This window comes from Flavobacterium aestuarii, assembly GCF_040049115.1.
Taxonomy (GTDB): domain Bacteria; phylum Bacteroidota; class Bacteroidia; order Flavobacteriales; family Flavobacteriaceae; genus Flavobacterium; species Flavobacterium aestuarii.
Genome location: NZ_JBDLZZ010000019.1, coordinates 31,085 through 52,380, shown reverse-complemented (window position 1 = coordinate 52,380; position 21,296 = coordinate 31,085). Strand labels below are relative to the sequence as shown.

The 21,296-nt window shown below is 35.7% G+C and carries 14 protein-coding genes and 1 pseudogene; 10 read left to right on the top strand and 5 right to left on the bottom strand.

Annotated elements, in window-relative coordinates; genetic code table 11:
- A complete protein-coding gene (locus tag ABEG11_RS16740) occupies window positions 1–597 on the bottom strand; it encodes a hypothetical protein (protein WP_348825327.1) in 597 nt (198 codons plus the stop codon).
- A gap of 283 nt (window positions 598–880) precedes the next feature.
- Here ABEG11_RS16740 and ABEG11_RS16735 point away from each other — a divergent pair, with 283 nt between their 5' ends.
- From ABEG11_RS16735 to uvrB, 3 genes are all read left to right on the top strand, one after another.
- Window positions 881–1,246 carry a DUF2200 domain-containing protein gene (locus tag ABEG11_RS16735; protein ID WP_348825326.1) on the top strand — a complete coding sequence of 122 codons (366 nt, stop codon included), beginning with the start codon at window positions 881–883 and terminating at the stop codon, window positions 1,244–1,246.
- A gap of 117 nt (window positions 1,247–1,363) precedes the next feature.
- Window positions 1,364–2,344: a 23S rRNA (adenine(1618)-N(6))-methyltransferase RlmF gene (gene rlmF, locus ABEG11_RS16730; RefSeq protein ID WP_348825325.1), complete on the top strand. Its 981-nt coding sequence runs from the start codon at window positions 1,364–1,366 to the stop codon at window positions 2,342–2,344.
- 76 nt (window positions 2,345–2,420) lie between these two features.
- Entirely contained in the window at window positions 2,421–4,412 is a 1,992-nt protein-coding gene (uvrB, locus tag ABEG11_RS16725) for an excinuclease ABC subunit UvrB (protein ID WP_348825324.1), read from the top strand.
- On the opposite strand, the gene ABEG11_RS16720 is transcribed toward uvrB, so the two are convergent.
- Complete coding sequence (locus tag ABEG11_RS16720; RefSeq protein WP_348825323.1) at window positions 4,405–4,806, bottom strand: TerB family tellurite resistance protein; 402 nt, start codon at window positions 4,804–4,806, stop codon at window positions 4,405–4,407. The genes uvrB and ABEG11_RS16720 overlap by 8 nt on opposite strands.
- Before the next feature lie 53 nt (window positions 4,807–4,859).
- Between ABEG11_RS16720 and ABEG11_RS16715 the strand changes: the two genes are divergently transcribed.
- Window positions 4,860–5,669, top strand: a complete 810-nt coding sequence (locus ABEG11_RS16715) for an alpha/beta hydrolase (protein ID WP_348825344.1) — start codon at window positions 4,860–4,862, stop codon at window positions 5,667–5,669.
- Window positions 5,670–5,681: 12 nt separating this feature from the next.
- Here ABEG11_RS16715 and ABEG11_RS16710 read toward each other — a convergent pair whose 3' ends face one another.
- Window positions 5,682–7,193, bottom strand: coding sequence for a redoxin domain-containing protein (locus ABEG11_RS16710; protein ID WP_348825322.1), 1,512 nt, complete (start codon window positions 7,191–7,193; stop codon window positions 5,682–5,684).
- A 161-nt stretch (window positions 7,194–7,354) separates the two neighbouring features.
- Here ABEG11_RS16710 and ABEG11_RS16705 point away from each other — a divergent pair, with 161 nt between their 5' ends.
- On the top strand, window positions 7,355–7,819 hold the full coding sequence (locus ABEG11_RS16705; RefSeq protein ID WP_348825321.1) for a DUF1456 family protein: 465 nt from the start codon (window positions 7,355–7,357) through the stop codon (window positions 7,817–7,819).
- A 20-nt stretch (window positions 7,820–7,839) separates the two neighbouring features.
- Here the strand turns inward: ABEG11_RS16705 and ABEG11_RS16700 are convergent, their stop codons facing one another.
- Window positions 7,840–9,405, bottom strand: a complete 1,566-nt coding sequence (locus ABEG11_RS16700) for a protein adenylyltransferase SelO (RefSeq protein ID WP_348825320.1) — start codon at window positions 9,403–9,405, stop codon at window positions 7,840–7,842.
- A gap of 175 nt (window positions 9,406–9,580) precedes the next feature.
- On the opposite strand from ABEG11_RS16700, the gene ABEG11_RS16695 reads away from it, so the two are divergent.
- Window positions 9,581–10,723, top strand: a complete 1,143-nt coding sequence (locus tag ABEG11_RS16695; RefSeq protein ID WP_348825319.1) for a geranylgeranyl reductase family protein — start codon at window positions 9,581–9,583, stop codon at window positions 10,721–10,723.
- Between the two features lie 91 nt (window positions 10,724–10,814).
- Here the strand turns inward: ABEG11_RS16695 and sucC are convergent, their stop codons facing one another.
- The gene (gene sucC, locus ABEG11_RS16690; protein ID WP_348825318.1) at window positions 10,815–12,008 is read right to left on the bottom strand and encodes an ADP-forming succinate--CoA ligase subunit beta; all 1,194 of its coding nucleotides are present in this window, start codon (window positions 12,006–12,008) and stop codon (window positions 10,815–10,817) included.
- Window positions 12,009–12,416: 408 nt separating this feature from the next.
- Between sucC and gltB the strand changes: the two genes are divergently transcribed.
- The 4 genes and pseudogenes from gltB to ABEG11_RS16670 all read left to right on the top strand — a co-directional run bounded on the left by gltB (window position 12,417) and on the right by ABEG11_RS16670 (window position 21,287).
- Window positions 12,417–16,934: a glutamate synthase large subunit gene (gene gltB, locus ABEG11_RS16685; RefSeq protein WP_348825317.1), complete on the top strand. Its 4,518-nt coding sequence runs from the start codon at window positions 12,417–12,419 to the stop codon at window positions 16,932–16,934.
- 2 nt (window positions 16,935–16,936) lie between these two features.
- Entirely contained in the window at window positions 16,937–18,391 is a 1,455-nt protein-coding gene (locus ABEG11_RS16680) for a glutamate synthase subunit beta (RefSeq protein ID WP_348825316.1), read from the top strand.
- Between the two features lie 204 nt (window positions 18,392–18,595).
- Window positions 18,596–20,151 (top strand): annotated as a pseudogene (locus tag ABEG11_RS16675) (type I restriction-modification system subunit M).
- Window positions 20,152–20,462: 311 nt separating this feature from the next.
- Window positions 20,463–21,287: a KilA-N domain-containing protein gene (locus tag ABEG11_RS16670; RefSeq protein WP_348825315.1), complete on the top strand. Its 825-nt coding sequence runs from the start codon at window positions 20,463–20,465 to the stop codon at window positions 21,285–21,287.
- Window positions 21,288–21,296 lie beyond the last annotated feature (9 nt).

The following is a 21,296-nucleotide window of genomic DNA, read 5'->3' as shown; positions in this document are numbered from 1 at the left end:
TTACTCTTTAATCAATACTAGAGTAGCTTTATAACCAGTTCCTACATTCCAAGGCTGGTTAGTAATAGCTGTTCCTTTTTCATCATAAACCTCAAATTGGGCAGTATTTGGCGAAGCTGAACCCTCATTCAGGGCTTCAAAATCAATTTTGTTAATCCCTGGTACTAAATTTATTTTGAATTCCTTAAATGTTCCGTCCAAGGCAACTTCTGGCTCAATGACTTTGTCATTCAGATAAATTTTTATTTTATCACCGTCTACAAACGCTGCATCCCTGAATCGGATGCTGGAAGTAAATGTATTGGCTTTGAAACTCCCTAAATACTGATTTCTTCTATAAAAAATACCCGCAGAATCCTTTGGCTCTTTATACAGATTTTTATCTTTGAAAAGCCCCTCAGGATTAATTTCAAATGGGTCTGGTTTTTTCACAGCAACAGGCGGTTCTGCTTTTGGTTTAGTTATTTCTGGTGCATCAGCTTTCTTTACAGCTATTTTTTTTTCAGGAATAGCTTTGTTTTTAACCTTAAATTCACTTTGAGCATATCCCTGAAAAGATAAACCTGCAGCTAAAATCAAAAAAAATATTTTCTTCATATCATCAATCTTTAAATAAATTAAACACATTTTGCCTTATTTATATAACATTCAATTATTGGCTTTATTGCCTTAATGAGTTATCTAATAATCAAATCTTTACTTTTAGCAGTTGATTAGCTATATCAATGGAAAAAATTTTGAAATGAACATTCGGCTAGAAAATATTCCATAATAATCTATATTTTATTTTAACTTTCAATCTTATTATATTTGGAAACAGTAAATACTCTTAAAGCGACAACGTATTGACAGTCAAGATTATTTTTAAAATTATAGAGCAATGAACAATTCAGAGACCCATAATCAGCGTATAGCAAATATGACTTTTTCATCTGTCTATCCTCTTTATCTGGCAAAGGTGGAAAAGAAAGGCAGGACGAAGGAAGAATTGCATCAGGTTATTGAATGGCTAACAGGCTTTGATAACTTTAAACTGCAGGATCTTATAAAAGAAAGAGTAACTTTTGAAAGATTCTTTGAGCAAGCTGCTCTGAATCCCAATGCTCATCTCATTACAGGCATGATCTGTGGCTATCGCATTGAGGAAATCGAAAATACTTTGACACGGCAGGTGCGGTACCTGGACAAGTTAGTAGATGAATTGGCTAAAGGCCGAAAGATGGAGAAAATTTTGCGTAATTCTTAAACTTTTAAAATCATTATTCAGCATTTTATCAACGGGATTTCATTATAAAACAACTGTAAACGACTGTTATACCGATAACAAAATTGGTTTAACTATCTTTGCACCGAAATTTAGAAAATGAAATCAATAAAAAATACCGAAAAGACAACTTTACATCCGAGAAATCTTCATCGATTTGGATATAACTTTGAACTATTGACGCAAAATAATCCCGAATTAGGAAAATTTGTTTTTGTTAATCAGCATGACATTGGCTCGAACGATAGCGAACAGGCGAAGCAAACAATTGATTTTAGCAATCCTCAAGCCGTAAAATCGCTCAACCAGACGTTATTGCAAACCGATTACGGTATTAAAAACTGGAACATTCCTAAAAATTATCTTTGCCCGCCAATTCCCGGACGCGCTGATTATATTCACTACATCGCTGATTTGCTGGCCTTATCCAATAGAGGACAAATTCCAGAAGGGGAACAGATAATGGGGCTTGATATTGGTGTTGGCTCTAATTGCATTTATCCTATTATTGGCCATACCACTTATGGATGGAGCTTTGTAGGTACCGACATCGACCCAAAAGCAATCGAAAACTGCAGTACGATTATTGAGGCCAACCCAAAATTAATAGACGCCATCAGTCTGCAACAGCAAACAGAATCACGTTTTATTTTCAAAAATATTATCACTCCCGAAGACCGGTTTGCATTTGTGCTCTGCAATCCTCCTTTTCATAATTCGGCCAAAGAAGCACAAAAAAATGCCACCCGAAAAGTAAATAATTTAAATCCGGACAAACCCAAAACTGACAAACCAGTATTGAATTTCGGAGGCCAAAATGCCGAATTGTGGTGTGATGGCGGTGAACTCGGATTCATAAAACAAATGATTTACGAAAGTGCCAAATTCCCAATGCAATGTTTATGGTTTACCACTTTGGTTTCTAAAAGTGATAACCTGAAAAGTATTTATAAAACATTGGCAAAAGTTCAACCCTCAGTCATAAAAACGATTGATATGGCTCAAGGCCAAAAGACAAGCCGATTTGTTGCCTGGTCATTTTTAACCGAAGAACAGCAGGAAAATTGGAAGTTTGAGTAATTAAGTTTATGCCTGCAATCTAATCCCTAGTAATAAACTTTGTAACTTTGTAATTCTAAACTTTGAAAAAAAGCAAATGAATTTTCAAGTCGTATCAGATTACCAGCCAAAAGGCGATCAGCCGCAAGCCATCGAAAAATTGTCTCAAGGAATCGAAGCTGGAGAACAATTTCAAACGCTTTTAGGAGTTACAGGCTCAGGAAAAACATTTACTGTGGCTAATGTCATTCAGGAAGTACAGAAACCAACTTTGGTCCTGGCGCACAATAAAACATTAGCTGCGCAATTGTATTCGGAGTTTAAGCAGTTTTTCCCAAATAATGCGGTGGAATATTTTGTATCGTATTACGACTATTACCAGCCAGAAGCTTTCATGCCTGTTACAGGAGTTTTCATCGAAAAAGATTTATCAATCAATGAAGAGCTGGAAAAAATGCGTTTAAGCACCACTTCTTCTCTGCTCTCTGGGCGTCGGGATATATTGGTCGTGGCATCAGTTTCCTGTTTATATGGTATTGGAAATCCTGTTGAATTTCAAAAAAATGTAATTGCAATTGAATGTAATCAGGTAATTTCGAGAACCAGATTATTACATAGTTTAGTGCAAAGCTTATACTCCAGAACCGAAGCTGATTTTACACCCGGTAATTTTCGTATAAAAGGAGATACAGTCGAAGTATACCCAAGTTATGCCGATGATGGCTTCCGGATTCACTTTTTTGGAGATGAAATCGAAGAAATAGAAAGCTTTGATGTAAAAACTTCCAAAGTTATTGAGAGATATCAAAAGCTGAATATTTATCCAGCCAACATGTTTGTAACTTCACCAGATGTATTGCAAAATGCTATTTGGCAGATTCAGCAGGATCTGGTTAAACAAGTTGATTACTTCAAAGAAATAGGCAAACATCTTGAAGCCAAACGTCTTGAAGAGCGTACCAATTTTGATTTGGAAATGATTCGGGAATTGGGGTATTGCTCTGGAATTGAAAATTATTCCCGCTATCTCGATGGGAGGGAGCCTGGAACTCGTCCTTTTTGCCTGCTGGATTATTTTCCTCAAGATTATCTGATGATAGTTGACGAAAGTCACGTAACCGTTTCACAAGTACACGCCATGTACGGAGGTGATCGCAGCCGTAAGGAAAATTTGGTAGAATATGGTTTCCGTCTGCCTGCAGCGATGGACAATCGTCCTTTGAAATTTGAGGAATTCGAAGCGATGCAGAATCAGGTTATTTATGTTTCGGCAACACCGGCTGATTATGAATTACAAAAATCGGATGGTGTATATGTCGAACAGGTAATCCGTCCAACTGGATTATTAGATCCAATCATTGAAATTCGCCCAAGTTTGAACCAAATCGATGATTTGATAGAAGAAATCCAACAGCGCTGTGAATTGGACGAACGTGTTCTGGTAACCACCTTGACAAAAAGAATGGCAGAAGAATTGGCTAAATATTTAACGAAGGTAAGCATTAGATGCCGTTACATTCATTCGGATGTAGACACTCTGGAGCGAATCGAAATCATGCAGGATTTGCGAAAAGGAATCTTTGATGTTTTAATTGGTGTAAATTTATTGCGGGAAGGACTAGATCTGCCCGAAGTTTCATTAGTAGCTATTTTAGATGCAGATAAAGAAGGTTTTTTAAGAAGCCATAGATCACTCACCCAGACTATTGGCCGTGCTGCAAGAAACCTGAATGGAAAAGCCATTATGTATGCAGATAAAATTACTGCCAGCATGCAGAAAACAATTGACGAAACTTCTTATCGACGTACCAAGCAAATTAATTTCAACATAGAAAATAATATTGTACCACAAGCTTTAAATAAAAAAATAGAAAGCGCTTTTACCAACAACAAATTGGTGGAATATGAATTAGGCCACACATTATCAGCTGCTGCAGAACCCGAAACTGCGTATATGTCAAAACCAGATTTGGAAAAACTGATTCGCGAAAAAAGAAAAGCAATGGAAAAAGCTGCAAAGGATCTAGACTTCATGCAGGCGGCAAAATTCCGTGATGAGATTAAGAAACTACAGGAAAAAATCAGTTAAGCTGCTCTTGAAAAAGGCTTAAAAGCACTTCTGGCGTAATCATCGCATTTGGTGATTTCTGCATTAATTTCAAAATACGATTGGTTGCACTTGGATTCAATCCCATGTTGATTGCAATCTGCCGGATAGATTCATCTTCCTTTGGATGCAAAACACCATCACAATGCATTAACAATGCCAGGCGGTAAAACTGCTGAATCCTCTCGAATTCCGATTTGATAATTCCTTGCGGCAATTCCTGATGAAATAAATCATTGAATTCGTCCTTGCCAATACCCAATTCCTGAGCCACTATCCAGACAAACTGATATTCTCTTTCATGCAATCTGCCATCGACAACTGAGAATGCAATCATATCAGCCAACAATTTCATTTTTTCTTCTTGCGTATTCATCAAATTAGTATTTTTAGCTAAAATATTCATTTTTTCTAAATCTAAAATAATTCATCTTGAAAATATTTATCCTGATTCAGTTTCTTTTCTTTTTTGGAACAGCTTCTGCACAAGAAAGTACAGCTTCCAAGCAGGTTTCAACTTTTACCATGGAAGTGCCTCAACTGAAAACAACTAGAAAAATATGGCTTTATTTGCCTATAGGCTATGAAACATCTGCCAAAAAATACCCTGTAATATACATGCATGATGCCCAGAATTTATTCGACAAAAAAACCTCTTTTGCTGGAGAATGGAATGTCGATGAAAAACTGGACAGCCTGAAAACCCAGGCAATTGTGGTAGGAATTGAAAATGGCGGAGAAAAACGAATTGACGAGCTTACTCCGTACAAAAATGCTAAATATGGTGGTGGTGAAACCGATAAATATCTGGAATTTATCGTTAAAACCTTAAAGCCTGAAATCGATAAAAAATACAGAACAAAACCAAATACCAAAAATACTGCGATTATAGGGAGCTCCTTAGGTGGACTAACTTCCTATTATGCCGTTATAAAATATCCTGAAGTTTTTGGAAAAGCTGGCGTTTTTTCTCCAGCCTTCTGGATTAACAGAACCGAAATACATGATTTGACCACCAATAGCAAAAAAATAAAAGCTAAAATTTATTTTCTATGCGGCGATTCCGAAGGTGATGATGACAGCATAGTCAAAGACCTGAACAGTATAGAACTTTTGCTAAATACCAATCGCTGTTCCTGCCTGCACCTCAATAAAAAAGTAATTGTAAAAGGTGGACACCATAATGAAAAATTATGGAGAGATAGTTTTGATGATGCAATTATCTGGCTGGGATATTAATCAGGCATTAAATTATTTTCTCGAGTATTCTTTTTCCATTTGCTCAATGATCCTTCGTATGGATTCAGAGCTGATCCCTTTGGCTTTGATAACTTTATTTTTATCCAGAATATAAATAATTGGAGTAGTTACCACATCATATTTATCTTTTAAATTATTGACGTGAGCACCGTCATAAACGTTAATCCAATCAATTTTGTTATCAATAATATACTTTTTATATTTATCAAATTCATTTTGGGTATAAACCCCAAATACTTTGACATCTTTATTTTCTTTTAATAAATCGTGGTATAATTCGAGAATTTTAGGTACTTCTTTTTGGCAATGCCCGCAGTCGACATCCCAGAAAAGAAGAATCAAATAATCTGCCTTGATGCTGGATAATGTCACATAGGATTTCTCTATTTCATCTTTATTTGCATAATATATTTTAGTAATTTCTTCGCTGGTTTTTGCCGTATCAAAACCCATTTTTGCAATTTTATCGTGCCCCGGAATATCAATCATGTACAAATCGGGTGCAGTTTTTCCTAATTGCAGCGGTGCCAGTACATCCCCTTTATTTATGATAATAGGGATTACGCTATCGTCATAAACTCCATGGGCTTTTCCTGTTTTAAAATAATTATTTACCATATAGACAAAGACTTTGTCCAGACCCATAATTTTTGGTATTTCGTATGTAGATGTGAAATAAACAAGCAACAGCATATTCATTTTTGTTCCCTGCTTAGTTTTCAGCATCATTTTATCAATTTCTACACAGATAGAATCAGGATGCTGCACCAGAACGGTATTAAAATATTGCTTTATTTTATTGGCAAAAAATGGATTTCTCAACGTGGCATCATCTTCAAAATTGACTCCGTCCCAAAAATGTTTTTTATAATATGTATAGGAATAAATACTATCGGGCCTTCCATTGGAAGCTTTCGGAACATCCTTGGCCACTTTTTCTGTTTTCAAGTTGAGCATTTCAGAAAGGTACGTACCTTTATTTTGGTCAATGTAATTCAAGTCATTCTGCCGAGTAACCTCATTCAGATTTTTTAATTCACTGGCTATCAATTTTGTGGAATCTGGTTTTTTTTGTGCTTTTATTGATTTTTTAAAGCCGTCAAACTCTTTATTCTTACCAGAAACAAAACGAATATAATTGAAAAAATTTTCATTTTGTTTTGAATTAACAGATCTTAAATTTTCAATAAGATCTGTTTTATCCGAAGTAATCTGCTGTTTCTGAGATTGATTATCAATAATAAAGTCGAAATAGTTACCCTTCTCTTGGCTGAGCAGAAAGTAAACCCCTTTATCTAGTTTCTTTTTTCCTTTAAATATAATATTTCCGTTGACAACTTTCTTGCATGTGTCAGCAATATAAAGTTTATCGAATTGATAATAAGCCAGATAAGCAATTGTATCATTGCAGTTCTTCAAGTTAATCTTAATTTCGTGACCTGTCTGAGCTTTGGCAAAAACAATACAAAAAAAAAGTACAAAAGGAGTTAATTTTTTTTTCATAAATACAAAATAAACTTTGAGAGTTAAATCACTTTATAATTCAAAAATAATCGAATTATAATATATTTCAAACTATTAGCACTGTGTTTTTTGCAGTCTCAAAAACAATAATGACTAATTCATTCAGCAAATGCTTATCTTTGTTCTTTAAAAAGTTAAAAATGACGAATAACGATATATTCAAAAAACTCCGAGTGGCTTTAATGTTACGCGATGATCAAATAGTTGAAATCTTGGAATTGGTTGATTTTAGAATTTCAAAATCAGAACTGGGTGCTTTTTTTCGTGATGAGAAACATGCAAACTATATGGAATGCGGTGATCAGGTGTTGCGTAATTTCCTAAACGGATTGGTAATTCATTTGAGAGGAACTAAAGAAAATCCAAGAAATCCCAATGAAGTTTTAGCCAAGCACAAAGCTCAGATTTCAAAGAAGGAAGCCTCAAAAGAGAGGCCAGAATTTAAGGCGAAAGCAAAAGATTCAGAAAGCGCTAGAGGCGATCAAGCTCCTGGAAAATTGAATACAGCAAAAAAACCTGCCAAAAAACAATTCCCAAAAGGAAATGGAAAACCTCAGGTAGTAGAAAAAGTAAAATTCAACTTTGGTAAAAACAAAAAATCCTAGTCATCTGGGATTTTTTGTTTTTAAGAGCTGCAGCTCAACATCGAACAGCCCACTTTATCCCTAGCCCAATCGGGTCTTTTAGCAAACCATTTTTGATTATCAGGCTGTTCATCATAAGGTTTTTTAAGCAACTCAAACAATTCATTTAACAAAACATAATCTCCTTTCTCTGCATCATCAATACATAATTGAGCCATGTAATTTCGTAATACATATTTAGGATTTACAGCATTCATTTGTTCTTTTCTTTCAGCATCTGTAAGTGTCTCTTCGCTAATGCGATTCCTGTAATGATTTAACCAGTCATGCCAGTTATCTAAAGTTGATCCGGTTACATCTTTTTCGTTATAAAAAGCTTCTTTTATTCTTTCAAAAGCTATTTCTACAGAATTCATTTTTTGAATATTCCCTAAATTTCTAAAGAAAATAGTCATATCAGTTTCTGCCAATTGAAGCAGTTCTGTCAGGCTTTCAATCAAAACAGTATCTTCCTCTTTTACAATTTTGAGACCTAATTTATTTCGCATCATACTCAAATATTCTTTTTGATAGCTGACACTAAAACCATTCAAAATTTCCTCGAGAGGTTTGGCGTCATTAATTAAAAGAAATAATGCATTTGCTAATTTGTATAAATTCCACAATGCAATATCAGGCTGGTTCCCAAAACGGTATCTTTTATACTGCCTGTCGGTTGTATTGGGAGTCCAATTCAGATTGTAATCTTCCAGCCAGCCGTAAGGACCATAGTCTATAGTCAAGCCATGAATAGACATATTATCGGTATTCATGACACCGTGAACAAAACCAACGCGTTGCCAATGAATAATCATTTTCAAAGTGGTTTGAGTTACCTCCTTAAAAAAAGCAAGATATTTTTCAGCTCCTTCACTTTGAATTTCGGGAAAGTGATGTTTGATAGTATAATCTGCCAGTAATTTGAGATTTGCGCGATCATTTCGGGAATAAAATAACTCAAAACTTCCAAAACGGATAAACGAAGGCGCAACCCTGCAAACGATGGCTCCTTTTTCGTAAGCTGGGTTTCCGTTATAGAGAATATCACGCAAAACCTGATCTCCGGAAAGCATTAGCGAAAGCGAACGCGTAGTAGGCACACCCAGATAGTGCATCGCTTCGGCACATAAATGCTCCCGAATGGAAGAACGCAATACAGCAAAACCATCGGCAGTGCGGGAATATGGTGTTGGTCCCGCGCCTTTTAATTGTAAAGTATACGATTTATTATTGTGAACTATTTCCGTTAAATTTATGGCACGTCCATCGCCCAATTGTCCAGCCCAATTCCCAAACTGGTGACCTGCATAAGCAAGAGCATAAGGCTGAGTATCTGGATATACAGACTTTCCTGAAAAAACATTCAAAAAATCACTTGATTGAATATCAGCTTCAGATAGCCCTAACAAATTAGCGACTTCTAAAGAAGCGTGAATTAACAACGGATTGGAAGGCTGCTTTGGCACCACATACGAAAAGCTGGCTCGCTCCACTTGTCTCGGAATATTGACATTGCTAGGGTCTGCAGGCAATTCGGAAGTAAAATTATTTTGAATATGAAGTTTCATTTCTTAGCTGTTTTAGCTATAAAGGTACACCATCATGAACAGATTTTGGAATACTTGATATAATTTTAATCTATCATGAGTTTCAGTTCACTTATCAGCACAACGATATCTATTATCACATCAGCAGATAATTTTGAAGTTTACAAATTATTAATTTAGATTTGTGAAAAAACACATGAAATCATTTGATGTCGCGATTATAGGCAGTGGTCCCGCGGGTGCTTCTGCAGCATTTGAATTATCCAAATCAGGAATTTCTACAGTAATTATTGAAAAAGAAACCCTTCCAAGATATAAAACCTGTGGCGGAGGTCTTGTTTATCGAGGTCTTAAAATGATGCCATTCGACATTACATCAGTAGTTGAAAAAGAATTTTATTCAATCGACACCTATTTTTCTGCAAAACATCCCTGCATAACAACCAGAAGAGAAAAACCGATCGTCAGTATGGTGATGCGCGATGCTTTTGATAATCTGATAGTTGAAAAAGCCAGAGACAATGGAGTTGCTTTACTGCAAAATCATAAGGTACTGGATATTACTTTTGGAGACATCCAGACGATTCATACTACTGAAGGAAATATTACTGCAGAATTTATTATAGCTGCAGACGGCGCTTTGAGCCCAATAGCTAAAATAGCTGGCTGGAAAGAAACAAGGACATTGATTCCGGCATTGGAATACGAAATTGAAGTTCCTATGGCAGATTTTGAAAGATTGTCGCAGAATGCCCGTTTTGACATTGATGCAATTCCTTATGGTTATGGATGGTGTTTTCCGAAAAAAAACCATCTCTCTATTGGTGTTGCTGTGGTTGTAAAAACTAATAAAAAAATCAATCTTAAAGAATATTATGCCGAGTATCTAAAAACATTGGGAATATCTGAAATTCTAAATGAAGCTGGGCACGGATTTGTTATTCCAGTTTCACCCAGAACAGATTCTTTTGTACAGAAAAATGTTTTTTTAACTGGAGATGCTGCTGGTTTTGGAGATCCATTGGTTGCTGAAGGCATTTCTAATTCTATCTTAAGCGGTGTCCAGGCTGCACAAGCCATCATCGAAAGTAATTTAGACGCCGATAAAGCATCAATTTTATATCGCAAAAAACTAGAAGCCACTATTTTGCCCGAAGTCGAAAAAGCTGGAGTTTTAGCTCATCATTTCTACCATAAAAAAACCTTTAGAAATATTATTTTAAAAAAATATGGACAATATGCAGCAGAAGCAATGACAGATCTGTTTATGGGGGAAAGAACATACCCAAAAGATTATTTGAAACGCATCAGCAGAAAAATTAAAGAGGCAATTTTTTAAAATGCTGAAATGAAATGCAGATTCATTAACTCCATAAAAAAATCCTGAGTGAAAGCTCAGGATTTTTCAATATATAAACTTATATCCTTAATTAAGAAAGCGCTGCCTGTACTTGATCAGCAGCTTCCTGAAATTGTACTGCAGATAAAATTGGCATTCCAGAATTATCAATTAATTCTTTAGCAATTTCAGCATTTGTACCTTGCAAACGAACAATGATTGGCACTTTAATAGCATCACCCATGTTTTTGTAAGCATCAACAACACCTTGCGCCACACGGTCACAACGAACGATTCCTCCAAAAATATTAATCAAGATTGCTTTCACGTTTGGATCTTTCAAGATAATACGGAAAGCTGTTTCAACACGTTTTGCATCTGCAGTTCCTCCTACGTCAAGGAAGTTTGCTGGTTCAAAACCTGCATATTTAATCAAATCCATAGTTGCCATTGCAAGACCGGCACCGTTTACCATACATCCTACAGTTCCGTCAAGATCTACGTAGTTCAAACCTACTTCTTTAGCTTCAACTTCGATCGGATTTTCCTCACGGATATCACGCATATCAGCATATTTCTTTTGTCTGTATAAAGCGTTATCATCGATATTTACTTTAGCATCAACCGCCAGGATTTTATCGTCTGACGTTTTTAAAACCGGGTTGATTTCAAACATAGAAGCATCAGAACCAATGTAAGCATTGTATAATGAATCAATGAATTTTACCATTTCTTTGAAAGCATTACCGGAAAGCCCCAAGTTAAAAGCAATTCTTCTTGCCTGAAAACCTTGTAATCCAACAGCAGGATCGATTTCTTCTGTAAAAATTAAATGTGGTGTGTGCTCTGCAACTTCTTCGATATCCATACCTCCTTCAGTAGAATACATAATCATGTTACGACCTGTAGCTCTGTTTAAAAGAACAGAAACATAAAATTCAGAAGTTTCGCTTTCACCTGGATAATAAACATCTTCCGCAATTAAAACTTTGTGTACTTTTTTTCCTTCGGCAGAAGTCTGCGGCGTAATTAACTGCATTCCGATGATTTCTTCTGCAATTCCTTCTACTTTATCAATTCCTTTGGCAAGTTTAACTCCACCGCCTTTTCCTCTTCCACCTGCATGAATTTGGGCTTTAACCACATACCAGCTTGTACCAGTTTCAATAGTTAATTGTTTTGCAGCCGCTACAGCTTCTACAGGACTGTTAGCTACAATTCCGCGCTGAATGCGAACTCCATAGCTAGCTAAAATTTCTTTACCTTGATATTCGTGTATGTTCATAATTATGTTTTTTGACTGGAGCTGAATTTATTTCAGTTCGAAAGTGGCACAAAAATAGCAAAATTTAGTTTAATTGAAATTTTTTTTAAAATTTATGCCATACAAAAGTAAAAAAAGACAATTCTTCAAATCGAAATCGAGATAGTATTTAAAATTTAAAAATTATTATCTTTTTTGTTAAAATATTCAGTCCAAAAAAGTATAACCGTATATTTATTACAAAAAACAGTTCTTTGTAAAAATTAAAAAAAAAATTTTTGCTGATATATCAATTCCGAAGTAAAAAATCAACATTATTATCAATTATACATTACTTTTTTAATTTTATAGCAAAAATATAACCTTTAGCCCTAGATTCATTCGTTATATGTTACTAAATCTTTAATTTTGTCAAAAAAAATATCAAGCATGAGAGTTAAAGAACAAGGTCTTTATTTACCCGAATTTGAGCACGACAACTGTGGCGCAGGATTTATATGTAATTTGAATGGAATTAAGTCTAATGACATTATTCATAAGGCTCTGGACATCCTAATCAAGCTGGAACATCGCGGAGCGGTAAGCTCGGATGGAAGAACTGGAGATGGAGCTGGAATCTTATTCGATATTCCACATGATTTCTTCAAAAAAGTCTGTGACTTTGAAATCCCGGAAGTTAGAGAATATGCTGTAGGTATGACATTTATGCCAAAAAGTCCTAACCAGGTTGCTTTTTGCAAAGACACTTTTGAATCGGCAATAAAAGATCAAAACCTTTCTATTTTAGGATGGAGAGACGTACCTGTGGATGTTTCTAATTTAGGGCAGATTGCGGCCGAAAAAGAACCAACCGTTAAACAAGTATTTGTTGGCAAAAACGGTTTGGATATTACTGAACAGCAGTTCAATGCCAAATTATTTATGGCTAGAAAAATTGCTGAACATAAAATCCGCAATTCAAGAACTTCGGAAAGCCACATGTTTTACTTTTCAAGCTGTTCTACAACTACTATAATATATAAAGGACTATTGATGCCGGAAGACATCAGCAGATACTATACTGATTTATTAGACAGCGACTTGGTAACCCGTCTAGCATTGGTTCACCAGCGTTTTTCTACTAACACTTTCCCATCATGGGATTTGGCACAACCATTTAGATACATGTGTCACAATGGTGAAATCAACACATTAAGAGGAAATGTGAGCAGAATGCGTGCTCGTGAAGAATTAATGAAAAGTGATGTTTTTGGAGAAGATTTGAAAAAATTGTTCCCAATCATCCTGGAAGGAAAATCAGATTCAGCTTCTATGGATATGGTTGTAGAATTATTATTAATGACTGGACGTTCTTTACCAGAAGTTATGATGATGGTTGTTCCTGAAGCATGGGAAAAACACAAAACCATGTCTGATGAGAAAAAAGCATTCTACGAATACAACGCTTGTATCATGGAACCATGGGACGGTCCTGCTTCTATTCCATTTACTGACGGTAATGTAATTGGTGCATTATTGGACAGAAACGGATTGCGTCCATCTCGTTATACATTGACAAAAAGCGGATTTGTAATCATGTCATCAGAAATTGGTGTTCTTGACATCAAACCAGAAGATGTAGTACAGCACGGAAGACTGGAGCCAGGAAAAATGTTCCTTGTAGACATGAATGAAGGCCGTATCATCGAAGACGAAGAGGTTAAACATTCAGTAGTTACAAAACGTCCGTACAGAGAATGGCTAAACAACAATTTATTGCAATTGGCTAATATTCCTTACACAAATAATGTATTGCCAACAGAAAAAATTGATTTCGAAACCAGACTTCGTTTGTTCGGATATACTCATGAGGATTTAAAAACCATGATTAACCCAATGGGAGCTCAAGGTAATGAAGCATTGAGTTCTATGGGTAATGATACTCCTCTTGCGGTATTATCAGACCAGCCGCAATTATTGTATAACTATTTCAAGGAATTATTTGCACAGGTAACAAATCCTCCTTTGGATGGTATACGTGAAGAAATAATTACTGATACAAGTTTAGCAATTGGAGGCGATTACAACATCTTTGACATTACTGATGTTCACTGTAAAAAAATCAAAATTCAGAATCCTGTAATATCTAATGAAGATTTAGATAAAATAAAAAACCTTGACCACGCTGATTTCAAAACAGTAACTATTTCTACTTTATACAAAATAGAAAAAGGAGTTAATGGTATGGAGCGTGCTTTGGAAAAATGTGTTCAGGCAACTTTCAAGGCAGTTTCAGAAGGATGCAACATCGTTGTGCTTTCAGACAGAGGCGTAACAGAAGAATTAGCTCCAATACCTATGTTATTGGCTACTTCTTACATACACCATACTTTGAACATTCTTAAGGTTCGTTCAAATTTCGGAATCATAATCGAATCTGCTGAACCACGTGAACCGCACCATTTCGCTTTATTGTTCGGATATGGCGCAAGTGCAATCAACCCTTACATGGTAAATGAAATTATTCACAACCAAGTAAATGAAGGACACATAACTGGAGTTAAAGCTGATTATGCGATTGCAAACTTCAACAAAGCGATTGCAAAAGGAATTGTAAAAATCATGAACAAAATTGGTATCTCTACTTTACATTCATACAGAGCTGCCCAGATTTTTGAAATTTTAGGTCTTAACAAAACATTCTCTTCAAAATATTTCCCATACACTCCTTCCAGAATTGAAGGTATCGGTTTAATGGAAATTGAAAGAGAAGTTAAGAAAAGACACCAGAATGCTTTCCCTAAATCTAAAATTGCAAATCTATTGCCTTTAGAAATTGGTGGTGTTTACAGATGGAGAAGAAACGGTGAGAAACACATGTTCAATCCAACAACAATTTCTAAACTGCAGCAAGCCGTTCGTTTGAACAGCCCTGAAAGTTATAAAGAATATTCTAAAATGGTCAACGAACAAAGTGAAAACTTAATGACCATCAGAGGTTTATTCGAATTCAACAACCTTGACCCTATTTCTATTGACGAAGTAGAACCATGGACTGAAATCGTGAAAAAATTCAAAACCGGTGCTATGTCATACGGATCTATCAGCCAGGAAGCTCATGAAAATCTAGCAATTGCCATGAACAGAATCGGCGGTAAATCTAACTCCGGTGAAGGTGGAGAAAACCCAAAACGTTTCCAGAAAGAAATGAACGGAGATTCAAAAAACAGTGCTATTAAACAAGTAGCTTCTGGACGATTTGGAGTTTCTATCAACTATCTGACAAACGCCCAAGAGATTCAGATTAAAATGGCTCAAGGTGCTAAACCTGGAGAAGGCGGGCAATTACCAGGTGAAAAAGTAGTGCCTTGGATTGCAGAAACTAGAAACTCTACTCCTTATGTAGGTCTTATTTCTCCTCCGCCGCACCACGATATTTATTCTATTGAGGATTTATCTCAATTGATTTTTGACTTAAAAAATGCCAACCGTGAAGCAAGAGTTAACGTTAAATTAGTTGCCGAAGTAGGTGTTGGAACAATTGCTGCCGGTGTTGCCAAAGCAAAAGCTGATGTTATATTGATTTCAGGATATGACGGAGGAACTGGTGCTGCACCATTGACTTCACTGCAACATACAGGTATTCCATGGGAACTTGGACTTGCAGAAGCACAACAGACTTTAATCTTAAACGATTTAAGAAGCCGTGTAGTTTTAGAGTGTGACGGACAATTGAAAACAGGACGTGACGTTGCTATCGCAGCATTGCTTGGAGCAGAAGAATTCGGTTTTGCAACTGCACCACTTGTAGCTTCAGGATGTATCATGATGAGAGCCTGCCACTTGAATACCTGCCCAGTAGGTATTGCAACACAGGATCCAGAATTGAGAAAGAATTTCAAAGGAACGCCAGAACACGTTATTAACTTCATGTATTTTATTGCAGAAGAGCTTAGAGAAATCATGGCTCAGCTTGGATTCAGAACATTGAAAGAAATGGTTGGACAATCGCAGAAATTAAATGTTAACAAAGCGATTAAACACTATAAAGCAAATGGATTAGACCTGTCTACCATTCTTTACAAACCAGAGAAAGCAAAAACTGTTCCAAATCATAATACAACTACTCAGGATCACGCATTAGAAAATGTACTTGACTTTGATATTATTAAAGCGGCTATTCCTTCTATTTACAGAAAAGAAAGAACAAGAGTTACTTTCAATATCAAAAATACAGACCGTTCTGTTGGTGCTATCTTAAGTAATGAGATTTCAAAAATATACGGAGCTCAAGGATTACCAGAAGATACAATTCTTGTTGACTTTACTGGTTCTGCAGGGCAGAGTTTTGGAGCATTTGCAACAAACGGATTATCATTCAAAATACACGGAAACTGTAATGACTACTTAGGAAAAGGACTTTCCGGAGGAAAATTAATTATTAAAGTGCCGCCGACTGCAACTTTCAGCCCAGAAGATAACATTATCATTGGTAACGTTGCCCTTTATGGAGCAATTACAGGTGAAGCTTACATCAACGGTATGGCAGGAGAGCGTTTTGCGGTAAGAAACTCTGGAGCAACAGCTGTTGTTGAAGGAATTGGAGACCACGGCTGTGAATACATGACCGGAGGAACAGTAGTTGTACTTGGCAAAACAGGAAGAAACTTCGCAGCAGGTATGAGCGGCGGTATTGCTTATGTATATGACGCCAAAAAGAAATTTGAAAATGGATTGTGCAATATGGAAATGGTTGCCTTAGAAACATTGGAAGAAGAAGATTTAGCCAAATTGAAACGCTTAATCAAAAACCATTCGATGTATACCAATAGCCCATTGGCGAAACGCCTTTTAGCAGATTGGGAAAACGAAAGCAAAAATTTCACAAAAGTTATGCCAACTGATTACAAAAAAGCATTGCAAAGATTGGCAGAAGAAAAGCAAGTTCAAGAATTAATAGCACAATAGTCATGGGTAAAATAGGTGGATTTAAAGAATATAGCAGAACCGACGAAACTAACGTTGCTGTTTCTGAAAGAGTACAAAATTATAATGAGTTTACAATACCGGTAGAAAAAGAAAAATTAAAACAGCAAGGTTCCCGATGCATGGATTGCGGGATTCCTTTTTGCCACAGTGGCTGTCCGTTAGGAAATTTAATTCCTGATTTCAATGACATGGTTCACCATGAAGAATGGGAAAGCGCACTGCAGATTTTACAGTCTACAAACAACTTCCCAGAATTCACAGGCCGTTTATGCCCTGCACCATGCGAAAAATCATGTGTATTGGGAATTATTCAAGAGCCCGTTTCCATCGAAAATATTGAAAAAAGCATAATCGAAAGAGGTTTTGCTGAAGGATGGATCAAACCGCAGACTCCAGAAGTAAGAACTGGAAAAACCATTGCTGTAATTGGATCAGGTCCTGCTGGATTAGCAGCTGCACAGCAATTAAACCGTGCCGGACACACTGTTACTGTTTTCGAAAGAGACAATGCAATTGGAGGTTTATTACGTTACGGAATTCCAAATTTCAAATTGGAAAAAGGAATTATTGACAGACGTGTAAAAATATTAGAGGCTGAAGGAATCACTTTCAAAACTAACGTTAACGTAGGTGTTAACTTTAGTGTAGAAGAATTGAACTCTTTTGATTCTATCGTTTTATGTGGCGGAGCAACTGAAAGAAGAGGCTTACCTACCAAAGGTGCTGACAGCAAAGGAGTTGTTCAGGCAATGGATTTCCTTACGCAGCAGACTAAAGTATTATACGGAGAAAAAATCGAAGACCAAGTATTGGCAACTGGTAAAGATGTTATCGTTATTGGTGGTGGTGATACAGGATCTGACTGTGTTGGAACATCAAACAGACACGGTGCAAAATCAGTTACTAATTTTGAGATCATGCCAAAACCTCCAATAGGAAGAAGCGAAACTACTCCATGGCCATTTTGGCCGTTACAGTTAAAAACGTCTTCGTCTCACGAAGAAGGATGTGACAGAAACTGGTTAATTAACACTAAAGAATTCCTTGCTAACGAAAAAGGAGAACTAGTTGGATTGAAAACTGTTGAAGTTCAATGGAAAATAACTCCAGGACAAAGACCTGAATTAATTGAAAAAGAAGGTTCTGAGAAAATCTGGCCTTGCGATTTAGCTTTGTTAGCATTAGGTTTTACTGGTCCGGAAAAAACATTAGCTGAGCAATTAGGTATCGAAACTGATTTTAGAACAAATTATAAAGCGACCAATTATCAGACAAATGTTCCGCACATCTTCACTGCTGGTGATATGAGAAGAGGTCAGTCCTTAATTGTATGGGCTATTTCGGAAGGACGTGAAGCTGCAAGAGAAGTTGATTTATACTTGATGGGTTATAGCAATTTACCAACAAAAGGTAATGGCGATTTACCAGCTTTATAATATTTGAAATAAATAAATTTTAAAATCCCTCGACATTCTATTTGTCGAGGGATTTTTTTTAAGATCTCATTCTTTAACAACCTCCTATCGATAAATACAAAAAAATCTTTCAAAATTATTTTATGGTGAAGACAGATTATATAGTCAAAAACATTACTTTTAGTTTCTTTTTTAAAGATTATAAATCCTCAATTTTAATTTAGAATGTCAGAAGATCAAAAGAAACAGCTCGAACAACAACTTTGGAATATCGCCAACACCCTCAGAGGAAAAATGAATGCCGATGAGTTTCGTGATTATATTTTAGGATTTATTTTTTATAAATATCTGGCTGAAAAAATGGAAATTTATGCCAATAACATTTTAGAGCAAGACAAGATACAATTTAGAGATATAGAAGAAAATACCACTGAAGGGCAACAATATATTGAAGCTATTAGAGAAGCGTCTTTAGAAAAACTAGGATATTTTTTAAAACCTTCTGAACTTTTTAGCGAAATTGCCAAACGAGGAAATAGTGATAGTAATACTTTTATTCTTGAAGATTTACAAAAAATACTGACCAATATCCAATTGAGTACGATGGGTACGCAAAGTGAAGAAGATTTTGATAATCTCTTCGAAGATATGGATCTGAACAGTACCAAATTAGGAAAAACGGCTGAAGCACGAAATGCTATTATTGCAAAAGTATTAATGCATTTGGATGAAATTGATTTTAAATTACAGCATACTGAACTAGACGTTTTAGGGGATGCTTACGAATATTTAATTGGACAATTTGCTAGTGGAGCAGGAAAAAAAGCTGGTGAATTCTATACGCCTCAAGAAGTTTCTAAAATATTGGCAAAAATTGTTACTTCAGGGAAAAATAGATTGAGATCGGTTTATGATCCCACTTGTGGTTCAGGTTCTTTGTTGCTTCGCGTAGCAAAAGAAGTAGAAGATGTGAGCAGTTTTTACGGTCAGGAAATGAATCGAACCACGTACAACCTTGCCCGAATGAATATGATTTTGCACGGTGTTCACTTTTTAAAATTCGATATCAAGCAGGAAGACACACTCGAACATCCGCAACATAAAGGTTTAGAGTTTGAAGCTATTGTTGCCAATCCGCCTTTTTCGGCACAATGGAGTGCCAATCCCCTATTTTCAACCGATGATCGTTTTAGTCAATATGGGAAATTGGCTCCAAGCAGTAAAGCCGATTTTGCCTTTGTACAGCATATGATTCATCATTTGTCTGAAAATGGTATTATGGCAATTGTTCTGCCACACGGTGTTTTATTCCGTGGAGGAGCTGAACTGCATATCCGAAAATATTTGATTGAACAAAAAAATTATCTGGATGCTGTAATTGGCCTGCCCGCCAATATATTTTATGGAACCAGTATTCCAACCTGCATTTTGGTATTCAAAAAATGCAGAGAAACACCTGATGATATTTTGTTTATAGATGCCAGCAAAGATTTCGAAAAAGTAAAAACTCAAAATATATTGCGTGATGAACATATCGATAAATCGTATCCACATACAGGGACAGAACTGTTATCGAAAAGTACAGTCACAAAGCCACGCTGAAGGAAATTACCAATAACGATTACAACCTGAACATTCCACGTTATGTAGATACTTTTGAAGAACAGGAAGAAATAGATATCCAAGCTGTAATGGCTGGAATAAAAGAACTGGAAACAAAAAGAGCCACTCTTGATAAAGAAATTGAAGTGTATTTTAAAGAACTAGGATTGGTATTTTAGTTTTGAAAAATAAGAAGTAATAGCAAAAAATAAAACCATAAACGTACAAGGTACAGAAATAATAATACTCCAATTTCAAAATGAGGATTACATTTCAATTACAGATATGTTAAAAGCAAAATTTTTTTATTGCCGACTGGCTTAGAAACAGAAACACCGTTGAGTTTTTAGGCATTTGGGAAAGTATTTATAATCCCGATTTTAATTATGGCGAATTCGCCATAATTGAAGATTTCGAATTCGAAATCTTTAAAAAAAACAAGAACTATGATAATCGTAAAGATTAATGGTTTCCTATAAAGATAATAAGTATGAAAAAGCAAGTTTTAATAGTTCAAAACATTCCGATAAATTTAACCTCTTTTATAAATGAAGACTTCATTTGTTTGACAGATATGGCTAATGGAAAAGAAAGCGAAAGTAGAGCTGCTGATATTATAAAAAACTGGTTAAGAAATAGATATACAATTGAATTTTTAGGTACTTGGGAATTAATAAACAACCCCAATTTTAAAGTGGTCGAATTTGACCACTTTAAAACACAGGCAGGTTTACCAAGTTTTGTATTGAGTGCTTCTGAATGGATAGAAAAAACCAATGCGATTGGCATCACTGTAAAAAAAGGAAAATATGGTGGTACTTATGCCCATAAGGATATCGCTTTTGAATTTGGATCTGCTATTAGTGTGACTTTTAAATTATACCTAATAAAAGAATACCAACGTTTAAAAGAAGAAGAAAACGATCGTCTAAAATTAACATGGAATCTTCACAGAACGCTTTCCAAAATAAACTATCGCATACACACCGATGCTGTTAAAGAACATATCATACCAGCAAGCATCACAAAAGAACAAGCCAATTTTATATATACCAATGAAGCCGATGCTTTAAACGTAGCATTATTTGGAAAAACAGCAAAGCAATGGCGAGACGAAAACACGGAACTTGACGGAAATATAAGAGACTATGCCTCAATTGAACAATTGCTGGTATTAGCCAATATAGAAAGTATGAATGCAGAATTTATACGAATGGAATTACCACAAAATGAGCGATTAACAAAACTAAACCAAATTGCCATTACACAACTGAAATCGCTTATTCAAAACCCTAATGTAAAAAAACTAAAGTAATGGAAAATC